The organism is Methylopila henanensis, assembly GCF_042681025.1.
In the GTDB taxonomy this organism is placed as follows: Bacteria; Pseudomonadota; Alphaproteobacteria; order Rhizobiales; family Methylopilaceae; genus Methylopila; species Methylopila henanensis.
On record NZ_JBHUER010000007.1, the window covers coordinates 16,357 to 31,192 of the forward strand.

Genomic DNA, 14,836 nt, shown 5'->3' on the forward strand with positions numbered 1-14,836 from the left:
ACGTGGAGCAGGACATTCTCGCTCAGCCGATGGCGGACGACGACCTCGACAACGCCAAGCGCCGCCAGATCCTCGACGGCGCGCGGCTGGTGTTCCTGGCGCACGGGTTCGACGCGGCCTCCATGGGCGAGATCGCCCGGGCGGCCGGCGTGTCGAAGGGCACGCTCTACGTCTATTTCGCCAGCAAGCACGATTTGTTCGAGAGCCTCGTCCGCAACCAGTGCCGGCTGACCGCGGAGCGGCTGTTCACGCTCGACGCCGACAACCATGACGTCGCCGACGCGCTGCGCCGGCTCGGCCTCAGCTTTCTCGAGGCGATGCTGGAGCCGTCCCACGTCTCGACGGTTCGCATGGTCATCGGCGCGGCCGACCGGCAACCCGAAATCGGGCGGCTGTTCCTGGCGTCCGGTCCGCGCGCGGGCTGGGCGCGGCTCGCCGCATGGCTGCGGGCGAAGGTCGAGCACGGCGAGCTCGTCATCGAGGACGTGGACATCGCCGCCCAGCAGTTCCTGACGATGCTGAACGGCTCGGTGATGCTGCCGGTGCTGCTCGGCGGCGAGGCGCCGCCGCCGCGGGAGCGCCTCGTCTATGTGATCGACCGGGCGGTCGCAATGTTTCTCGCCGCCTATGGCGTGAAGCCCTGAGCGCGTCCGGGCCGGAGCCGCGAAGGACCTCCGCGGCTTTCTGGCGCGCCGTCGCCGACCTTGCGCTGACCAGCGCCGTGGCGACCGCCGGGGCGCTCGCCTTCTTCGCCGCCGGCCTGCCGGCGCCCTGGCTCGTGGGGTCGGTGGTGCTGACCGGCGCGGCCTCGCTCGCGGGCTGGATACGCCCCGTGCCGCCGCGCGTCCGGAACGCGGTGCTGATCCTCCTTGGCGTTTCGCTCGGCTCGGCGGTGACGCCGACGACGGTGGCGGGCGTCCTGATGTGGCCCGGCAGCATGGCGGCGCTCGGCGTGGCGGTCGCGGCCATGGTGGCCGCCTCCTACTGGGTCTTGCGGCGGGGCTTCGGCTGGGACCGGCCGAGCGCCTTCTACGCCTCGCCGCCCGGCGCGCTCACCGCCACGCTCGCGATCGCGAGCGACAGCTCGGCCGACATGAGCAAGGTCGCTGTGGTGCAGGTGTTCCGCGTGTTCGTGCTGGTCGCCGTGGTCCCGGTGCTCGCGGCGCTCGGCGGCGCGCCGCTGGGGGCCGCGCCCGCGACGCCCACCGGCTCGCCGGGAACGCTTCTGGCGCTGATCGCCGCGGGCGCCGCGGGCGGGCTCGCCGCGCATCTCTTCCGGCTGCCGGGCGGCCTCATGATCGGCGCCTTCGCCGTCAGCGCCACGCTGCACGCGACGGGCGTCACGGCGGCGGCGCTTCCGCAGGCGGTCGCGCTGCCGTGCTTCGTCGCTCTCGGCGCGATCGTCGGAACGCGCTTCGCCGGCCTGACGCCCCGCATCGTGCTCGGCCTGCTGAAGCCCTCGGTCGCTTCGTTCCTTGTCGCGTCCGCGCTCGCGCTCGGGTTCTCGCTCGGCGTCGGCTGGTGGCTCGACCTGCCGATCGCGCAGGTGTTCGTCGCCTTCGCGCCGGGCGGGCTCGAGGCCATGATGCTGATGGCCTATCTGCTCGGGCTCGATCCCGCTTACGTGGGCGCGCATCACGTCGCCCGCTTCGTCGCGATCAGCTTCGCGGTTCCGCTGTTCGCGCGGCTGGCGGCGCCCGAAGCCGACCGGCCGGACGGTTCGCAATGACCTCCGTTTCGTGCTAAGGGCTTGCGTCCCCAGGCTCCCGACCCCCGCTTTCCATCGATGACCACGCTCGACCTCACCCGACGCAACCCCAACGCCGCGCGGATCCCGGCTGCGACCGCCCCGGCGGCTGCGCCCGCGGCGCCGTCGCTGGTCGGCCTGACGCGCGCCGGGCTGTCGGCTGCGCTCGCCTCGATCGGGGTCCCGGAGCGTCAGCTCAAGATGCGCGCGGCGCAGCTCAATCACTGGCTGCACAACCGCGGCGCGTCCGACTTCGGCGCGATGACCAACGTGTCGAAGGATCTGCGCGCCGCGCTGGCGCAGGCCTTTACCCTGGCGCGGCCCGAGATCGTGTCGGAGCAGATCTCCGTCGACGGCACCCGCAAGTGGCTGCTGCGCATGCCCTCGACCGGGCGCCACGACTCCGGCGCCGAGATCGAGACGGTGTACATCCCTGAAGAGGGACGCGGCACGCTGTGTGTGTCGAGCCAGGTCGGCTGCACGCTCACCTGTTCGTTCTGCCACACCGGCACCCAGCGCATGGTGCGCAACCTGACGGCCGCCGAGATCGTCGCGCAGCTCATCGTGGCGCGCGACCGGCTCGGCGACTGGACCGGCGCCGCGCCCGACGGAGCCGCCGTGCCGAGCGACGGCGGCCGCTTCGTGACCAACATTGTGTTCATGGGCATGGGCGAGCCGCTCTACAATCTCGACGGCGTGCGCGACGCGATCGAGGTGATCGCGGATGGGGAGGGGCTCGGCCTCGGCCGCCGCAAGATCACGGTCTCGACCTCCGGCGTGGTGCCCGAGATGCGCCGCCTCGGCGAGGAGACCGGCGCCCAGCTCGCGATCTCGCTCCACGCCGTGCGCGACGACCTGCGCGACGTTCTGGTGCCGATCAACAAGAAGCACCCGATCGCCGAGCTGATGGAGGCGTGCCGTACCTATCCGGGCGCGTCCAACGCGCGGCGCATCACCTTCGAATATGTGATGCTGAAGGGGATCAACGACAGCCCCGCCGAAGCGCGCGAGCTGGTGCGGCTGCTGGCGGGCCTGCCGGCCAAGATCAACCTGATCCCGTTCAACCCGTGGCCGGGCAGCCCGTACGAATGCTCCGACTGGGACACGATCGAGCGGTTCTCCGAGATCGTGTTCCGCGCCGGCTACGCCAGCCCCGTGCGCACGCCCCGCGGCCGCGACATCTATGCCGCCTGCGGCCAGCTCAAATCCGAGACCAAGCGGATGCGCGCCAAGGAGCGCATGGCGCTCGAGGCGGCGGAGTGACCCGCGCGGCGTGCGGACGACCAAGCGCAGGGCGCTGACGCCCTATGCTCGCCCGGATCGCCGCCCGGCTGATCGTCGCCCCGCTCGGATTCACGCTCGGGCTGCTGGCGGGCGTGCTGGCGCTGGCGATCATTTCGGCGAACCACTTCGGCGACGTGTCGCTGTTTCCCGACGAGATCGTGCTGCTGGGCGTCGACATGACGATCGGCGCCTGGACGGTGATCCTCGTGCTCGGGCCGCTGGTCGCCGCCCCGGCCATCGTCGCCGTCCTGATCGGCGAAATGTTCGCGATCCGAAGCTGGGCCTATTACGCCATCGCCGGGGCGGCGACCGCCTTCGCGCCGTGGGCGCTCCTGCCGTCCGGCGTCGACGGGGCGCTGTTCACGGCGGCCGACATCCTCGCCTGCGGCTTCGTCGGAGGCCTCGTGCACTGGCTGGTGGCCGGCCGCGGGGCGGGTCTCGACGCCGGCGCCAATGCGCCTGCGGACCGTCCGCCATCGGCGTGACACGGATTACGGCTCGACAGCCGTTTTGGACCGTGCCAAAATAATAAGATCGTTTTCCTAAACTCAGGCCGCGCCCGGGCCGGGCGCCTGGTCGCGGCATTGTTCGAGAACCGAAGGGCAAGGACCGCCGCTCGCGCGGGCGGCGGCCGCGTCGGCGGCTGGGCGTTGGCTCGGTCCGTCGGCGCGCGCCCGATGACCGCGCTGGGGAGGGGACGCCATGGCCACCACGGCCGAACTGCGCCGCCTGTGGGCGGATTACGAATGCAAGCCCGAAAAGATGGAGGTCGTCCGGTTCGGGCCGGACAGCATCCGCGTGGCGCCGCCGACGGGAGAGGCGTGGCAGGCGCTCGCTGCGGTGCTCAAGCGGCACGGCTACCTCATCCGCGAGGACGACACCGACAGCTACAACTGCCGCGCCATCAAGGACGGATCGGGCCGCAGCCTGCACGCCTTCGGCATCGCGCTCGACGTGAACTGGCGGACCAACCCCTACCGGGATCATGCCGGCAAGCGGGCGGTGCGCTACTCGAGCAAGGCCACGCAGTCCGAGCGCGCCGAGGACGTGCGGCTCGGGTCGGCCGACACCGACATGACGGCGGCGATGATCGACGACGTCAACGCTATCACGACCACCGCGGGCAAGCGCGTGTTCGAGTGGGGCGGGTCCTGGAGCTCGCTGAAGGACGCGATGCATTTCCAGATCGCGCTGTCGCCCGACGACCTCGCGGCCGGGATCAATCCGGCGTCGGTGGCCGGCGACGCCGAGCCGGACGACGACGAAACCGACGATCTCACGGGGCTGGTCGAGGCGGAGCCCGAAGCGCCTGGCGTCGTCGGCGCGCCGCGCGGCGACCTTTACCGCGTGATCGCGCGCAGCGGCCTCAACCTGCGCGGCGGCCCCGCCACCACCTTCGAAATCCTGAAGAACCTGCCGCTCGGCACGGAAGTGTTCGTCGCGGGCCGGCAGGGCGACTGGGCGAAGATCGACCTGCAGGGCGACGGGCTCGTCGACGGCTTCGCGGCCTCGGGCTTTCTGACGCCCGCGGCCTCTGCGCCGCCTGCGGCGCAGCCGCTGCTCGCAACGCCGGTCGTTCCTTCAGGCGCCGGCGACATCACCGGCCGGATCACGCCCGACCACGTCCGGAAGATGTTTCCGCCGAGCGTCGCGGGGGCCATCGCCGCCAATCTCGGCTTCGTGCTGTCCGGCCTGCGCGCGCGGGGCGTGGCCGACCGTCCGATGGTCCTGATGGCGCTCGCGACGATCCGGGCGGAGACCGAGGGGTTCGTGCCGATCCCCGAAGGGCGGAGCCGTTTCAACACAGCGTCGGTCCCGTTCGACAAGTACGATCCCGGGACCGGCCCCGGTCGGCGGCTCGGAAACACGCGGGCCGGCGACGGCGCCCGCTTCAAGGGCCGCGGCTACGTGCAGCTTACGGGACGGGACAATTACGGGCGGATCGGCGAGCAGCTTGGCGTGTCGCTGCTGAGCGACCCCGACCGGGCCTGCGAGCCCGAACTCGCGGGCCTCATCCTCGCGCAGTTCCTGCGCAACCAGCAGCAGGCCATCCGCACGGCGCTGGCGCGAAACGACCTCAAGCTGGCCCGCAAGCTCGTCAACGGCGGCTCGCACGGCTTCGAGCGCTTCAAGGACGCCTATGTGAAGGGGCTCGCAGCCTTGCCCGCCTGAACGACGAACGGCGCGACCGTGGACGGTCGCGCCGTTGCTAGATTTCCAGCTTCGCCCGAAGGCCGAAGGATCACTCGGCGGCGACGACCGCCGCCTTGCCCTTCGGGGCGGCCTTCTGGCTGCGGTCCTGCTTCTCGGCGATGCGGGCCGACTTGCCGCGGCGATCGCGCAGGTAATACAGCTTCGCGCGGCGCACCTTGCCGCGGCGGACCACCTTCACGCTGTCGATCAGCGGCGAGAACAGCGGGAACACGCGCTCCACGCCCTCGCCGTAGGAAATCTTGCGGACGGTGAAGTTCTGGTTCAGGCCGCCGCCGGCGCGGGCGATGACCACGCCCTCATAGGCCTGAACGCGGACGCGCTCGCCTTCCTTGACCTTCACGTTGACCGTGACGGTGTCGCCGGGAGCGAAGTCCGGGATGTCGCGCACGGCGGTCACCGCGGCCATCTGCTCTTTGTCGAGCTGTTCGATGATGTTCATAGCTTCGTCTCCGCGTCTCTCGCTTCGGCCGCGAGGCGCACGAGAAGTTTCGGGAATCTCGTGAGTGGCGGGTGTCCTACTCGACTTCTCCCGCTTTGTCGACGCCTCTTGTCGCGCGTGCGACATATTTCGCCCAGAGGTCCGGCCGGCGGGCGCGCGTGTCCGCCATGGCGCGGGCCCTACGCCAGCGCGCGGCCCGCGCATGGTCGCCAGAAACCAGCGCCTCCGGCACGCCCGCGCCCTCGAAGTCGCGCGGACGCGTGTAGTGGGGATGCTCCAGCAGATCGCCCTCGAAGCTTTCCTCGTCGCCCGAGGCCGCGTCGCCCATCACGCCGGGCAAGAGCCGCACGCAGGCGTCGAGCAGCAGCAGCGCCGCCGGCTCGCCGCCGGAGAGCACTACGTCGCCGACGGCGATCTCCTCGAGCCCGCGCCGCTCGATGACGCGCTGGTCGACGCCTTCGAACCGTCCGCACAACAGCACGACCCCGGGCCCGGCCGCGAGCGCGCGCACCCGCTTCTGGGTGAGCGGCCGGCCGCGCGGCGTCAGCAGGACGCGCGGCCGGGCGTCCTTGCCGACCGCGGCGAGCGCCTCCGCCACCACGTCGGCGCGCAGCACCATGCCTGGTCCTCCGCCCGCGGGCGTGTCGTCCACCGAGCGATGCCGGTCATGGGCGTGGTCGCGGATGTCGCGCGCCTCGAGCGACCACGCTTGCCCGAGCGCCCGGCCGGACAGCGCATGGCCGAGCGGGCCGGGGAACATGGCGGGATAGAGGGTGAGGACGCTGGCGCGCCACATCGTGCGGTCTCCGGAAGCGGGGGCTGTGGCTCCGTCCCCGCCGTATCGCCCGGACGCGCCGCCGCGTCCACAGGGCAGGCCCCGCCGCGACCGACGGGCGCGCATTTCGGCGCTTGTCGACGCGCGCAGGGCAGGCTTACTCTCGTCGCGTGAGCACAGTCGCGATCGAGATCCGACCTGCGCAGGGGGCCGACGCGGCGGCGATCGCCCACGTTCACGACCTCGCCTGGCGCAACGCCTATCGCGGCCTGATTCCCGGACGCGAACTCGAACGCATGGTGGAGCGCCGCGGCCCGTCGTGGTGGTTTGGCGCGCTCAAGCGGGGCAGCCGGGTCAGCCTGCTGGTGTTCGGCGGCGAGATCGTCGGCTACGCCAGTTCGGGCCGCAACCGCGCCTCGATGCTCGCGGTCGGCGGCGAGGTCTACGAGCTCTATCTCAAGCCGGAATATCAGGGCCTCGGTCTCGGCCGCCGCCTGTTCTCCGCCGCGCGCGGGGACCTGGCCTCGCGGGGCCTCAGCGGCGCGTCCGCCTGGTCGCTCGCGGGCAACGACGCGGCCTGCGCGTTCTACGCGCGGCTCGGCGGCAAGCTGAGCGCCCGCGGCGTCGAGCATTTCGGCGACGTCACGCTGGAGAAGTTCGCCTTCGTCTGGCGCTGAGCGCGTTTACCGATACGCACGGCAAAAGGGTCGTGTCGCGGCGCGCAAACCGTTGAGCCCCTTGCCTCTGCGCGCGCCCCTCCGCTACAGAAGCGGCCTGTCCGCGAAAAAGGATACCTCGCGCCCATGCGCATCGACGCGATCCCCCTCGGCAACAACCCTCCCCACGAAGTCAACGTCGTCATCGAAGTGCCGATCGGCGGCGAGCCGATCAAGTACGAGCTCGACAAGGCGTCCGGCACGCTGGTCGTCGACCGCTTCCTCTACACCTCGATGCGCTATCCCGGGAATTACGGCTTCATCCCGCACACGCTGTCCGACGACGGCGACCCGATCGACGTTCTGGTCGCGAACACGCGCGCCATCGTGCCGGGCGCGGTGATCAGCTGCCGCCCAGTCGGCGTCTTCAAGATGGAGGACGAGAAGGGGCAGGACGAGAAGATCATCGCCGTGCCGACGCCGAAGCTGACCCGGCGCTACGAGAACGTGAAGAACTACACCGACCTGCCGGACATCACGCTCAGCCAGATCGCCCACTTCTTCGAGCACTACAAGGATCTTGAGGGCGACAAGTGGGTGAAGGCGCTCGGCTGGGGCGACGCCGCCGAAGCGCACAAGATGATCATCGAGGCGATCGAGCGCGCGAAGGCCGCGAAGGACTGAGCGTCCCCGCCGCCTGATCCGGCGCGCCTCGCGCGCCGGCCTCTCCCGCCGCCCGCGCCAGCCGGGCGGCGATCTCTCCGGCGTCGCCTGCGATCTCGATCGTCTTGAGCCGGCCGGCGGCGCCTGCGGCCAGCCGGACCGCCGAGCGCGCCACCCCGCAGGCGTCGGCGAGCAGGTCCCTCAGCGCCTCGTTGGCGCGGCCCTTCTCCGGCGCGGCTCGGACGCGGGCCGCCAGCACTGGCTCGCCGTCGGCGCGCACCTCGACGCCGTCGATCGCGTCACGGCCGCCGCGCGGCGTGAGGCGCACGCGCAGCCGGACGCCGTCCGGCGGTCGCGACAAGCGGCGACCGGCCGCTCAAAACACGTTGGGATAGACGTAGCGGACGATCACCTGCTGGATGAAGAAGATGATCAGCAGCAGGATCACCGGCGAGATGTCGATGCCGCCGAGGTTCGGCAGCATGTTTCGTATGGGGCGCAGCGCCGGCTCGGTCACGCGGTAGAGGAAGTCCCAGATCGCCGCGATGAAGGAGTTCCGCGTGTTGACCACGTTGAACGCGATCAGCCAGGACAGGATGGCGGAGGCGATCAGCAGCCACACGTAGAGCTGCAGGGCGAGCATGACGACGTCGAGCAGAGCGCGCATCCGGCCGAAGGTCCCTCAGTCTGGTTCGGGGAATGAGCCGAGATGTAGCCGCCGCGTCCCGGCCCGGCAAGCGCGGGCGTCGGCCATGCGCCGCGGCGCGCGGGATCGCTTGACAGCCCCGGCGCCCGCCACCTAAATGCGCGCCATCCGGGATGCGGGGCCGTAGCTCAGTTGGGAGAGCGCTGCAATCGCACTGCAGAGGTCAGGGGTTCGAATCCCCTCGGCTCCACCAGCCTCCCGATCCCCCGCAGGCGATCCTGCGCATGGGCTGGTCCGCTCGAGGCCGCGTCCTCTTTTGGCGCTGAAGGGCCGGAGGAGCGGGCGGGCTATTCCGCGGCGTCTTTCAGGCGCTCGCCGTAGCGGCGGGTCGGCGCGGGGAAGCCGCAGGACGCGCCGTCCGTCACCTTGACCTCGTCCTCCCACGGCAGGCGGTATTTTCCGGCCACCATGTCCTGCATGAAGGTGTAGGGGCAATCCTGCGCGCCGCCCTTCACCGCGACATAGGCGCGGTGGCCGAGCTGGTAGATGTTGTTCTCGACCCCCCAGCCGATGCGCGCCTCGCGCACGAGGTCGGGGCGCACCTCCGCGGTGATGATCTCGTTCGGCCGGCCGGTCTCGCCATGGGCGATGACGGTTCCGTCGAAGTTGACGATCATGCCCTCGCCCATGCTGTCGAACGACCCGTCCGAGCCGCACATGCAGACGTTCGCCGTCACCATCAGGTTCTGGAACGCGTTGGCCTGATTGGTGAAGCGCCAGCTCTGGCGGATCGGCGCGGTGTAGCCGGCGGTGCGGATCATGATCTCAGCGCCCTTGTAGGCGCATTCCCGCGCCATCTCCGGGAACATGCCGTCATGGCAGATGATGAGCGCGATCTTCGCGCCCTTCGGCCCCTCGATCACGGGCACGCCGAAGTCGCCCGGCTCCCACGGCTCCACCGGCACCCAGGGGTGCATCTTGCGGTAGTTCAGCCGGATTTCGCCCTGGTCGTCGATGATGAGGCCGGTGTTGTAGGGCATGCCGCCGGGGTTCAGCTCCATGATGGAGAAGCAGCCCCAGATCCGGTTGTCGACGCAGGCCTGTTTGAACGCCGCGACCTCCGGCCCGTCGATCCGGCACATGATCTCCGGATTGATGTCCATCGACAGGCCGTGAAGGGCGTATTCGGGGAACACCACGAGGTCCATCGTGCCGAGGTTGCGCCGGGCCTTGGCGACCATGCCGACGATCACCTGCGTCTGCGCCGCGAGGTCCGCCGGCGTCGCCACCACGGGAAGCTGTAGCTGCACCAGCCCGAGCACCACGCCGTGCTCCGACTTGTTCAGACCGCCAAGTCCGTTCATCGCGAATCTCCGCTCCTGCGACCGCGGGGAGGTTTCGGGAAACCCCTCATGCGCCGCCGAGGATGCGGGGAAACGGCGCATGAGGACAGTCTAAAATCTGGTCCGCCGGACGCCGCGACCGCAGGCGGCCGGCGTTGATCTCGTCATAAGCGGCGCTTATGAGCCCTGCGTCCTGTGCGCCCGCCGATCCCGAGCCCATGGCTGGCACGACCGTTGCTATCCGGCTTGCGGTTTCAACGATCGGCCACGGAGCGATCGACCATGACGAGCCCGGATTCGCCGTTCCGCCTGCCGCCCGGTTGCGCCTGCGGCTGCGAAGGGTCGATGCGTCTTCATAAGCGGATGCTGGGGGAGGCGACGCCGGCCGGCGGCTATTCCGGCGTCGAGAACTATGTCGACCGCATCGTCGAGACCACCGTGCTGAACGCGATCGCGCCCGATCCCGTCGCCCGGCGCGCTTTCCTGCAGGCGGTCGGCGCCGCGACGGCGCTGGCGGCGATCGCGCAGGTCTTTCCGCTCGGGGCGGCGAAGGCCCTCGCCCAGGACGCGATGAAGCCGGAGAAGGCGAAGCTCAACATCGGCTACGTGCCGATCACCTGCGCCGTGCCGCTGCTGCTGGCCCACGCCATGGGCGAGTACGGAAAGGAGGGGCTGGAGGTCAATCTGGCGCGCACCCCCGGCTGGGCGATCGTGCGCGACAAGCTGCTGAGCGCCGAGTTCGACGCCACCCATCTCGTGCTCGCCATGCCGATGACCATGACGATGGGCGTCGGCGGGCCTGCGCTGAACACCTATGTCTCGACGATCCAGAACGTGAACGGCAACGCGATCACGCTGCACGTCAAGCACAAGGACCGCCGCGATCCGAAGGACTGGAAGGGCTTCAAGTTCGGCATCCCGCACCAGCATTCGATGCACGCGATGCTGCTGCGCTACTACCTCGCCGAGAACGGGCTCGACCCGGACAAGGACGTCGAACTGCGGGTGTTCCCGCCGCCGGATTCGGTCGCCAACATGGCGGCGGGCAATCTCGACGGCATGCTGTTCGCCGAGCCCTGGGGCCAGCGCGCCGTCTTTGAAGGCGTCGGCTTCCTGCACCTGCTGACGCGCGACATCTTCCCGGATCACCCGTGCTGCACGCTCTCCGTCACGGACAAGTTCGCGAAGGAGGCGCCCAACAGCTACGGCGCGATGTTCCGCGCCGTGGTGCGGGCGACGGAGTTCGCGGACAAGGCCGAGAACCGCAAGCAGGTGGCGGAGCTGCTCGCGCCGGCGGCCTATCTCAACCAGCCGAAGACCGTGCTCGAGCAGGTGCTGATGGGCCGCTACGCCGACGGCCTCGGCGGCGTGGTCAGCGAGCCGAACCGCATCGGCTTCAAGGCCTTCCCCTATGAGTCGACCGCGGTCTGGCTGCTGACCCAGCTCCGGCGCTGGGACATGATTCCGAAGGACGTCGACTATCAGGCGATGGCGAAGCAGGTGTTCCTCGCGACCGACGCCGCGAAGCGCATGAAGGACATGGGCCTCGAGCCGCCGCCCGCGACCTCGATCAAGCACATGGTGCTGGGCAAGGAGTTCGATCCCGCCGCGCCGCAGGCCTATGTCGACGGCTTCGCGATCCGGCGCGCGTGAGGGAGATCGCGATGACCCGAGGCTATCACGACATCGGCGGCGATCCCGCCGGCGCGATCCCGATCGTCGAGCTGCCCTGGCTGCAATGGGAGAAGCAGGTCGAGGCGATCCGCAACCTGCTCGGCGACGGCACGCGCCGCATGATGTCGCTCGACGAGCTGCGCCGCGGCTTCGAATCCTTCGGCGAGGACAAGTACAAGGCGCTGTCGTTCTACCGTCGCAGGCTGGAGGCGATGATCGACATCCTCGTCGAGAAGGAGGTTTTCACCCGCGAGGAGCTGGAGGCGGCCGTCGCAGAAGCGCGCGCCCGCTGGGAGCCGCCCGCGGCTTGCCCGACATGACGCCTCGCTTCGATGCGGGCGACCGGGTGCTGGTTCTCGATCTCGGCAAGCCCGGCCACATCCGCACCCCGTTCTACATCCGCGGCCGGACCGGGATCGTCCTGCACCGCTGCGGGGCCTTCCTGAACCCGGAGGATCTCTCGATCGGCAATGTGGGCGGCCCGGTCGTGCCGCTCTATCGCGTCGGATTCCCGATGGTCGAGCTCTGGCCCGACTACCGCGGCCCCGCCGCCGACATGCTCTGCATCGAGATCTACGACCACTGGCTCGCGCCGGCGGCACCCTCCGCCGTCGCGATGTGACATGCGCCGCTGTCCACGCGGCGGCGCATGTCACGCCTTGTTCCGGCGCGCCCCTTGCGGCGCGCGCAAGCATCGGAGGGCGCATGAGCGCGCACGACGACCACCACCACGAGCACGATCATGACCACGAGCCGCTGGTCGTGGAGGATGAGGCCGGCAACATCGAGGGCCAGATCCTGGTCGACGCGATCCAGAGCCTGCTCGTCGAGCGCGGGCTGGTCTTCCCCGGCGAGGTGCGGCGCGAGATCGAGCGGATCGAATCCCCGGGCGTCCATCTCGGCGCGAAACTGGTGGCGCGCGCCTGGGTCGACGAGGCCTACAGGGCGCGCCTCCTGGCGGACGGCAAGTCGGCGGCGGCGGAGCTCGGCGTCGGCGTCGGCGAGGCGCAGCTGATCGTCGTCGCGAACGACGCCGGCACGCACAACCTCGTCTGCTGCACGCTGTGCTCGTGCTACCCGCGCTCCATCCTGGGGCAGCCGCCGGCCTGGTACATCAGCAAGGCCTACCGCGCCCGCGCGGTGCGCGAGCCGCGCGCCGTGCTCGCCGAGTTCGGCCTGACGGTGCCCGACGACGTGCGCCTGCTGGTCCACGACAGCAACGCCGACATGCGCTACCTCGTGCTGCCGGAGCGGCCGGCCGGCAGCGAGGGCATGTCGGAAGCGGAACTCGCGGGGCTCGTGACGCGCGACTGCATGATCGGCGTGGCGGTCGCGCCGGCCGTCGCGTGATCGCGGGCCCTCAAGGGGCCGCGGCCTGCAGGTGGGCGGGGGCGTAGCGCATCAGCTCCTCCGCCATGGCGATCTCCTCGGCCACCTCGATGAAGGCGCGCACCGCGGGCGGCTGCGGCTCGCGCTCCAGCACCATCATGCCGATCGTGTTGGTGATGGTCGGCTCGATCAGGCGGACGGCGCGGGTCTGGCTCCAGTTGCCGACCATCATGAAGAAGGTGTTGGGCACCACCGCGAACCAGTGGCCCGGACGGACGTGCGAGCACAGCGCCAGCGCGCAGTTGGTCTCGATCACCGTGCGCGGCGACGCGCCCACGCTCGCGAAGACGCGGTCGAGGATGCGCCGGTTCTGCATGTCCGGCGTCAGCATGCAGAGCGGCAGCCGTCCCGCCTCGGTCCAGGTCACCGTGTCGTGGCGCGCGACGCCGTGGTCCGCGGGCGCGATCAGGAAATAGGATTCGTCATAGAGGAAGTAGGGCCGCAGCCCGGTCGAGGCGCCGTGGTCGAGATAGTTGATGCCGATGTCGAGGTCGAAGTTCTCCAGGCCCTTCTTGAGGTCGGTGAAGTTCAGCGACGTCACCGACACGCTGACGTTCGGGTGGAGCTGGTTGAACGCGGTGGTGATGATCGAGATGCCGGGCATCGCCACCGGGATGACGCCGACGCGGATGTGGCCGGTGAGGTCGTCGGCGCCGGAGACGATCTCCTGCACGAGATGCTCGTAGCCGTCGAGCGTGCGGCGCGCGAAGTCGAGCACCAGCGCGCCCTGCGGGGTGAAGCCCTCGAAACCGTGATTGTGGCGATCGACGATCGGCACGCCGAACGCGTTCTCGAGCTGGCGCAGCGCCTGTGACAACGCGGGCTGACTGATCTGGCATTCGGCGGCGGCGCGCCCGAAATGCCGATGGCGCGCCAGCGCGACGAGATAGTGAAGCTGCCGGACGTAAAGGCTCATGGCGTTCGTCCCGTTCGGAGTCCGCGGCGCGGTTCCGTCCGCCAGGACGCAAGTCCGGCGCCAGCCGGTCCGGTCAGTCCGACGTCCCCCGCGCGCCGTTTCGGCGCTCGGCGCGCCAGGCTAGCGGCGTCAGGCCGGTGAACCGCTTGAACACCCGCGTGAAGTGCGGCTGGTCGGAGAAACCGGTCGTGATCGCGACGTCGATCAGCGACATGTCGTCCTCCGCGAGCAGCGCCTTGGCTCTCCGCACCCGCGCCTCGAGCTGCCAGCGGTGCGGCGGCATGCCGGTGGCGGCCTTGAAGGCGTGGCTGAAATAGGTCTCCGACAGGCCGGTGAGCTGCGCGAGGTCCTGGAGCCGGATCGGCTCGGCGCAGAGCTCCTCGATGTAGTCGATCGCGAGCTTGAGCTGCCGGTCGGACAGCGCGCTGCGGCGGCTGAGATCCCCGGCCGGCGATAGGGCCGCCGCGACCAGCGCCGCCACCAGCCCGTCGCCATAGAGGCTGCTGAGCGCGGCGGGGTTCCGGCTTGCTGCGTCGAGCAGCCGGGCGAAGCGCTGGACGCGCCCGTCCGCGAACATCAGACGCGGCTCCTGCGCCCGCCCGGACGATGGCCCGTCGAACGGCCCGATGCGGCGCGGATCGAAATGGACGTCGAGGTGCCGCACGTCGGTCGCGAAGTCGACGCTCAGCCGCACCGGAGCGCCGGCCGGCACATAGCTCGCCGAGACCGCCCGCGAGGCGACGCGGCCGGCGCCGGCGTCGAGCGCGATGTCCGCCGCGAGCGGCTCCAGCACGATGAACAGCCGCGGATCGAGCGAGACGTAGTCGCCGCGCGCGCCGGCCTCGCAGCGGGCGCGCCACACCTCCACCAGCCCGGCCTCGGAGGCGTGCGCGCGCGGGCCTCCGAGGACTGTGATGCCGTCCCGCCGCGCGTCCATCCTCGGCCGGAACGCCGCCACTCCCGGTCCCTTCGTGATGTGCGCGACACAGTCGACGTGCTGAATATTGCGAAGCCAAAAATATACAAGACCCCGTCAGCGTTTCAACTTGTTAGTGACGCCGGCAACAGCCGTAAGATTCAGGCCTCAGAT

17 protein-coding genes, 1 tRNA gene and 1 pseudogene are annotated in these 14,836 nt (G+C 70.3%); 12 read left to right on the forward strand and 7 right to left on the reverse strand.

All coding sequences use genetic code 11. The annotated features are described in order from the left end of the window. Positions 1-2: 2 nt before the first annotated feature. From ACFSCV_RS09760 to ACFSCV_RS09780, 5 genes are all read left to right on the forward strand, one after another. Positions 3-644: a TetR/AcrR family transcriptional regulator gene (locus ACFSCV_RS09760; protein ID WP_378799360.1), complete on the forward strand. Its 642-nt coding sequence runs from the start codon at positions 3-5 to the stop codon at positions 642-644. A gap of 77 nt (positions 645-721) precedes the next feature. After that, positions 722-1,729, forward strand: coding sequence for an AbrB family transcriptional regulator (locus ACFSCV_RS09765; RefSeq protein ID WP_378799362.1), 1,008 nt, complete (start codon positions 722-724; stop codon positions 1,727-1,729). Positions 1,730-1,786: 57 nt separating this feature from the next. Continuing rightward, on the forward strand, positions 1,787-3,010 hold the full coding sequence (gene rlmN, locus ACFSCV_RS09770; protein WP_378799364.1) for a dual-specificity RNA methyltransferase RlmN: 1,224 nt from the start codon (positions 1,787-1,789) through the stop codon (positions 3,008-3,010). A 44-nt stretch (positions 3,011-3,054) separates the two neighbouring features. Next, complete coding sequence (locus ACFSCV_RS09775; protein ID WP_378799366.1) at positions 3,055-3,516, forward strand: hypothetical protein; 462 nt, start codon at positions 3,055-3,057, stop codon at positions 3,514-3,516. A gap of 217 nt (positions 3,517-3,733) precedes the next feature. Further along, positions 3,734-5,203, forward strand: a complete 1,470-nt coding sequence (locus ACFSCV_RS09780) for a M15 family metallopeptidase (protein WP_378799368.1) — start codon at positions 3,734-3,736, stop codon at positions 5,201-5,203. 70 nt (positions 5,204-5,273) lie between these two features. Here ACFSCV_RS09780 and rplS read toward each other — a convergent pair whose 3' ends face one another. Beyond that, positions 5,274-5,684, reverse strand: a complete 411-nt coding sequence (rplS, locus tag ACFSCV_RS09785; protein WP_378799370.1) for a 50S ribosomal protein L19 — start codon at positions 5,682-5,684, stop codon at positions 5,274-5,276. Between the two features lie 76 nt (positions 5,685-5,760). After that, on the reverse strand, positions 5,761-6,480 hold the full coding sequence (gene trmD / locus ACFSCV_RS09790; RefSeq protein ID WP_378799372.1) for a tRNA (guanosine(37)-N1)-methyltransferase TrmD: 720 nt from the start codon (positions 6,478-6,480) through the stop codon (positions 5,761-5,763). A 149-nt stretch (positions 6,481-6,629) separates the two neighbouring features. Between trmD and ACFSCV_RS09795 the strand changes: the two genes are divergently transcribed. Then, the gene (locus ACFSCV_RS09795) at positions 6,630-7,136 is read left to right on the forward strand and encodes a GNAT family N-acetyltransferase (protein WP_378799374.1); all 507 of its coding nucleotides are present in this window, start codon (positions 6,630-6,632) and stop codon (positions 7,134-7,136) included. A gap of 126 nt (positions 7,137-7,262) precedes the next feature. Then, positions 7,263-7,799: an inorganic diphosphatase gene (ppa, locus tag ACFSCV_RS09800; RefSeq protein ID WP_271202141.1), complete on the forward strand. Its 537-nt coding sequence runs from the start codon at positions 7,263-7,265 to the stop codon at positions 7,797-7,799. A 43-nt stretch (positions 7,800-7,842) separates the two neighbouring features. Here the strand turns inward: ppa and ACFSCV_RS09805 are convergent. After that, positions 7,843-8,139 (reverse strand): annotated as a pseudogene (locus tag ACFSCV_RS09805) (DUF167 family protein); the annotation flags it as partial. Positions 8,140-8,154: 15 nt separating this feature from the next. Continuing rightward, the gene (locus ACFSCV_RS09810; RefSeq protein WP_378799377.1) at positions 8,155-8,445 is read right to left on the reverse strand and encodes a YggT family protein; all 291 of its coding nucleotides are present in this window, start codon (positions 8,443-8,445) and stop codon (positions 8,155-8,157) included. Positions 8,446-8,601: 156 nt separating this feature from the next. Between ACFSCV_RS09810 and ACFSCV_RS09815 the strand changes: the two genes are divergently transcribed. Beyond that, a tRNA-Ala gene (locus ACFSCV_RS09815) sits at positions 8,602-8,677 on the forward strand. Positions 8,678-8,771: 94 nt separating this feature from the next. Here the strand turns inward: ACFSCV_RS09815 and ACFSCV_RS09820 are convergent. After that, positions 8,772-9,788 carry a formamidase gene (locus tag ACFSCV_RS09820; RefSeq protein ID WP_378799379.1) on the reverse strand — a complete coding sequence of 339 codons (1,017 nt, stop codon included), beginning with the start codon at positions 9,786-9,788 and terminating at the stop codon, positions 8,772-8,774. Between the two features lie 324 nt (positions 9,789-10,112). Here ACFSCV_RS09820 and ACFSCV_RS09825 point away from each other — a divergent pair, with 324 nt between their 5' ends. The 4 genes from ACFSCV_RS09825 (at position 10,113) to ACFSCV_RS09840 (ending at position 12,791) form a co-directional block, all read left to right on the forward strand. Continuing rightward, positions 10,113-11,420 (forward strand): CmpA/NrtA family ABC transporter substrate-binding protein, encoded by a 1,308-nt coding sequence (locus ACFSCV_RS09825; RefSeq protein ID WP_378799381.1) that lies wholly within the window; start codon positions 10,113-10,115, stop codon positions 11,418-11,420. An 11-nt stretch (positions 11,421-11,431) separates the two neighbouring features. Continuing rightward, positions 11,432-11,761 (forward strand): nitrile hydratase, encoded by a 330-nt coding sequence (locus tag ACFSCV_RS09830; protein WP_378799383.1) that lies wholly within the window; start codon positions 11,432-11,434, stop codon positions 11,759-11,761. Beyond that, positions 11,758-12,063, forward strand: coding sequence for an SH3-like domain-containing protein (locus ACFSCV_RS09835; protein WP_378799385.1), 306 nt, complete (start codon positions 11,758-11,760; stop codon positions 12,061-12,063). The genes ACFSCV_RS09830 and ACFSCV_RS09835 overlap by 4 nt, the downstream gene beginning before the upstream one ends. A gap of 83 nt (positions 12,064-12,146) precedes the next feature. Next, positions 12,147-12,791: a nitrile hydratase subunit alpha gene (locus ACFSCV_RS09840; protein WP_378799387.1), complete on the forward strand. Its 645-nt coding sequence runs from the start codon at positions 12,147-12,149 to the stop codon at positions 12,789-12,791. 10 nt (positions 12,792-12,801) lie between these two features. Here ACFSCV_RS09840 and ACFSCV_RS09845 read toward each other — a convergent pair whose 3' ends face one another. Together ACFSCV_RS09845 and ACFSCV_RS09850 are read right to left on the reverse strand one after the other, a co-directional pair. Continuing rightward, positions 12,802-13,746, reverse strand: a complete 945-nt coding sequence (locus tag ACFSCV_RS09845) for a LysR family transcriptional regulator (RefSeq protein ID WP_378799389.1) — start codon at positions 13,744-13,746, stop codon at positions 12,802-12,804. A 73-nt stretch (positions 13,747-13,819) separates the two neighbouring features. Further along, on the reverse strand, positions 13,820-14,683 hold the full coding sequence (locus ACFSCV_RS09850; RefSeq protein ID WP_378799391.1) for a helix-turn-helix domain-containing protein: 864 nt from the start codon (positions 14,681-14,683) through the stop codon (positions 13,820-13,822). Positions 14,684-14,836 lie beyond the last annotated feature (153 nt).

Bases quoted from the DNA above. Each gene is read 5' to 3' on its own strand.
- rplS (WP_378799370.1), bottom strand. From the start codon at position 5,684: ATGAACATCATCGAACAGCTCGACAAAGAGCAGATGGCCGCGGTGACC.
- ACFSCV_RS09775 (WP_378799366.1), top strand. From the start codon at position 3,055: ATGCTCGCCCGGATCGCCGCCCGGCTGATCGTCGCCCCGCTCGGATTC.
- ACFSCV_RS09820 (WP_378799379.1), bottom strand. From the start codon at position 9,788: ATGAACGGACTTGGCGGTCTGAACAAGTCGGAGCACGGCGTGGTGCTC.
- ACFSCV_RS09780 (WP_378799368.1), top strand. From the start codon at position 3,734: ATGGCCACCACGGCCGAACTGCGCCGCCTGTGGGCGGATTACGAATGC.
- ACFSCV_RS09845 (WP_378799389.1), bottom strand. From the start codon at position 13,746: ATGAGCCTTTACGTCCGGCAGCTTCACTATCTCGTCGCGCTGGCGCGC.
- ACFSCV_RS09830 (WP_378799383.1), top strand. From the start codon at position 11,432: ATGACCCGAGGCTATCACGACATCGGCGGCGATCCCGCCGGCGCGATC.
- trmD (WP_378799372.1), bottom strand. From the start codon at position 6,480: ATGTGGCGCGCCAGCGTCCTCACCCTCTATCCCGCCATGTTCCCCGGC.
- ACFSCV_RS09825 (WP_378799381.1), top strand. From the start codon at position 10,113: ATGCGTCTTCATAAGCGGATGCTGGGGGAGGCGACGCCGGCCGGCGGC.
- ppa (WP_271202141.1), top strand. From the start codon at position 7,263: ATGCGCATCGACGCGATCCCCCTCGGCAACAACCCTCCCCACGAAGTC.
- ACFSCV_RS09850 (WP_378799391.1), bottom strand. From the start codon at position 14,683: ATGGACGCGCGGCGGGACGGCATCACAGTCCTCGGAGGCCCGCGCGCG.
- ACFSCV_RS09810 (WP_378799377.1), bottom strand. From the start codon at position 8,445: ATGCGCGCTCTGCTCGACGTCGTCATGCTCGCCCTGCAGCTCTACGTG.
- ACFSCV_RS09840 (WP_378799387.1), top strand. From the start codon at position 12,147: ATGAGCGCGCACGACGACCACCACCACGAGCACGATCATGACCACGAG.
- rlmN (WP_378799364.1), top strand. From the start codon at position 1,787: ATGACCACGCTCGACCTCACCCGACGCAACCCCAACGCCGCGCGGATC.
- ACFSCV_RS09835 (WP_378799385.1), top strand. From the start codon at position 11,758: ATGACGCCTCGCTTCGATGCGGGCGACCGGGTGCTGGTTCTCGATCTC.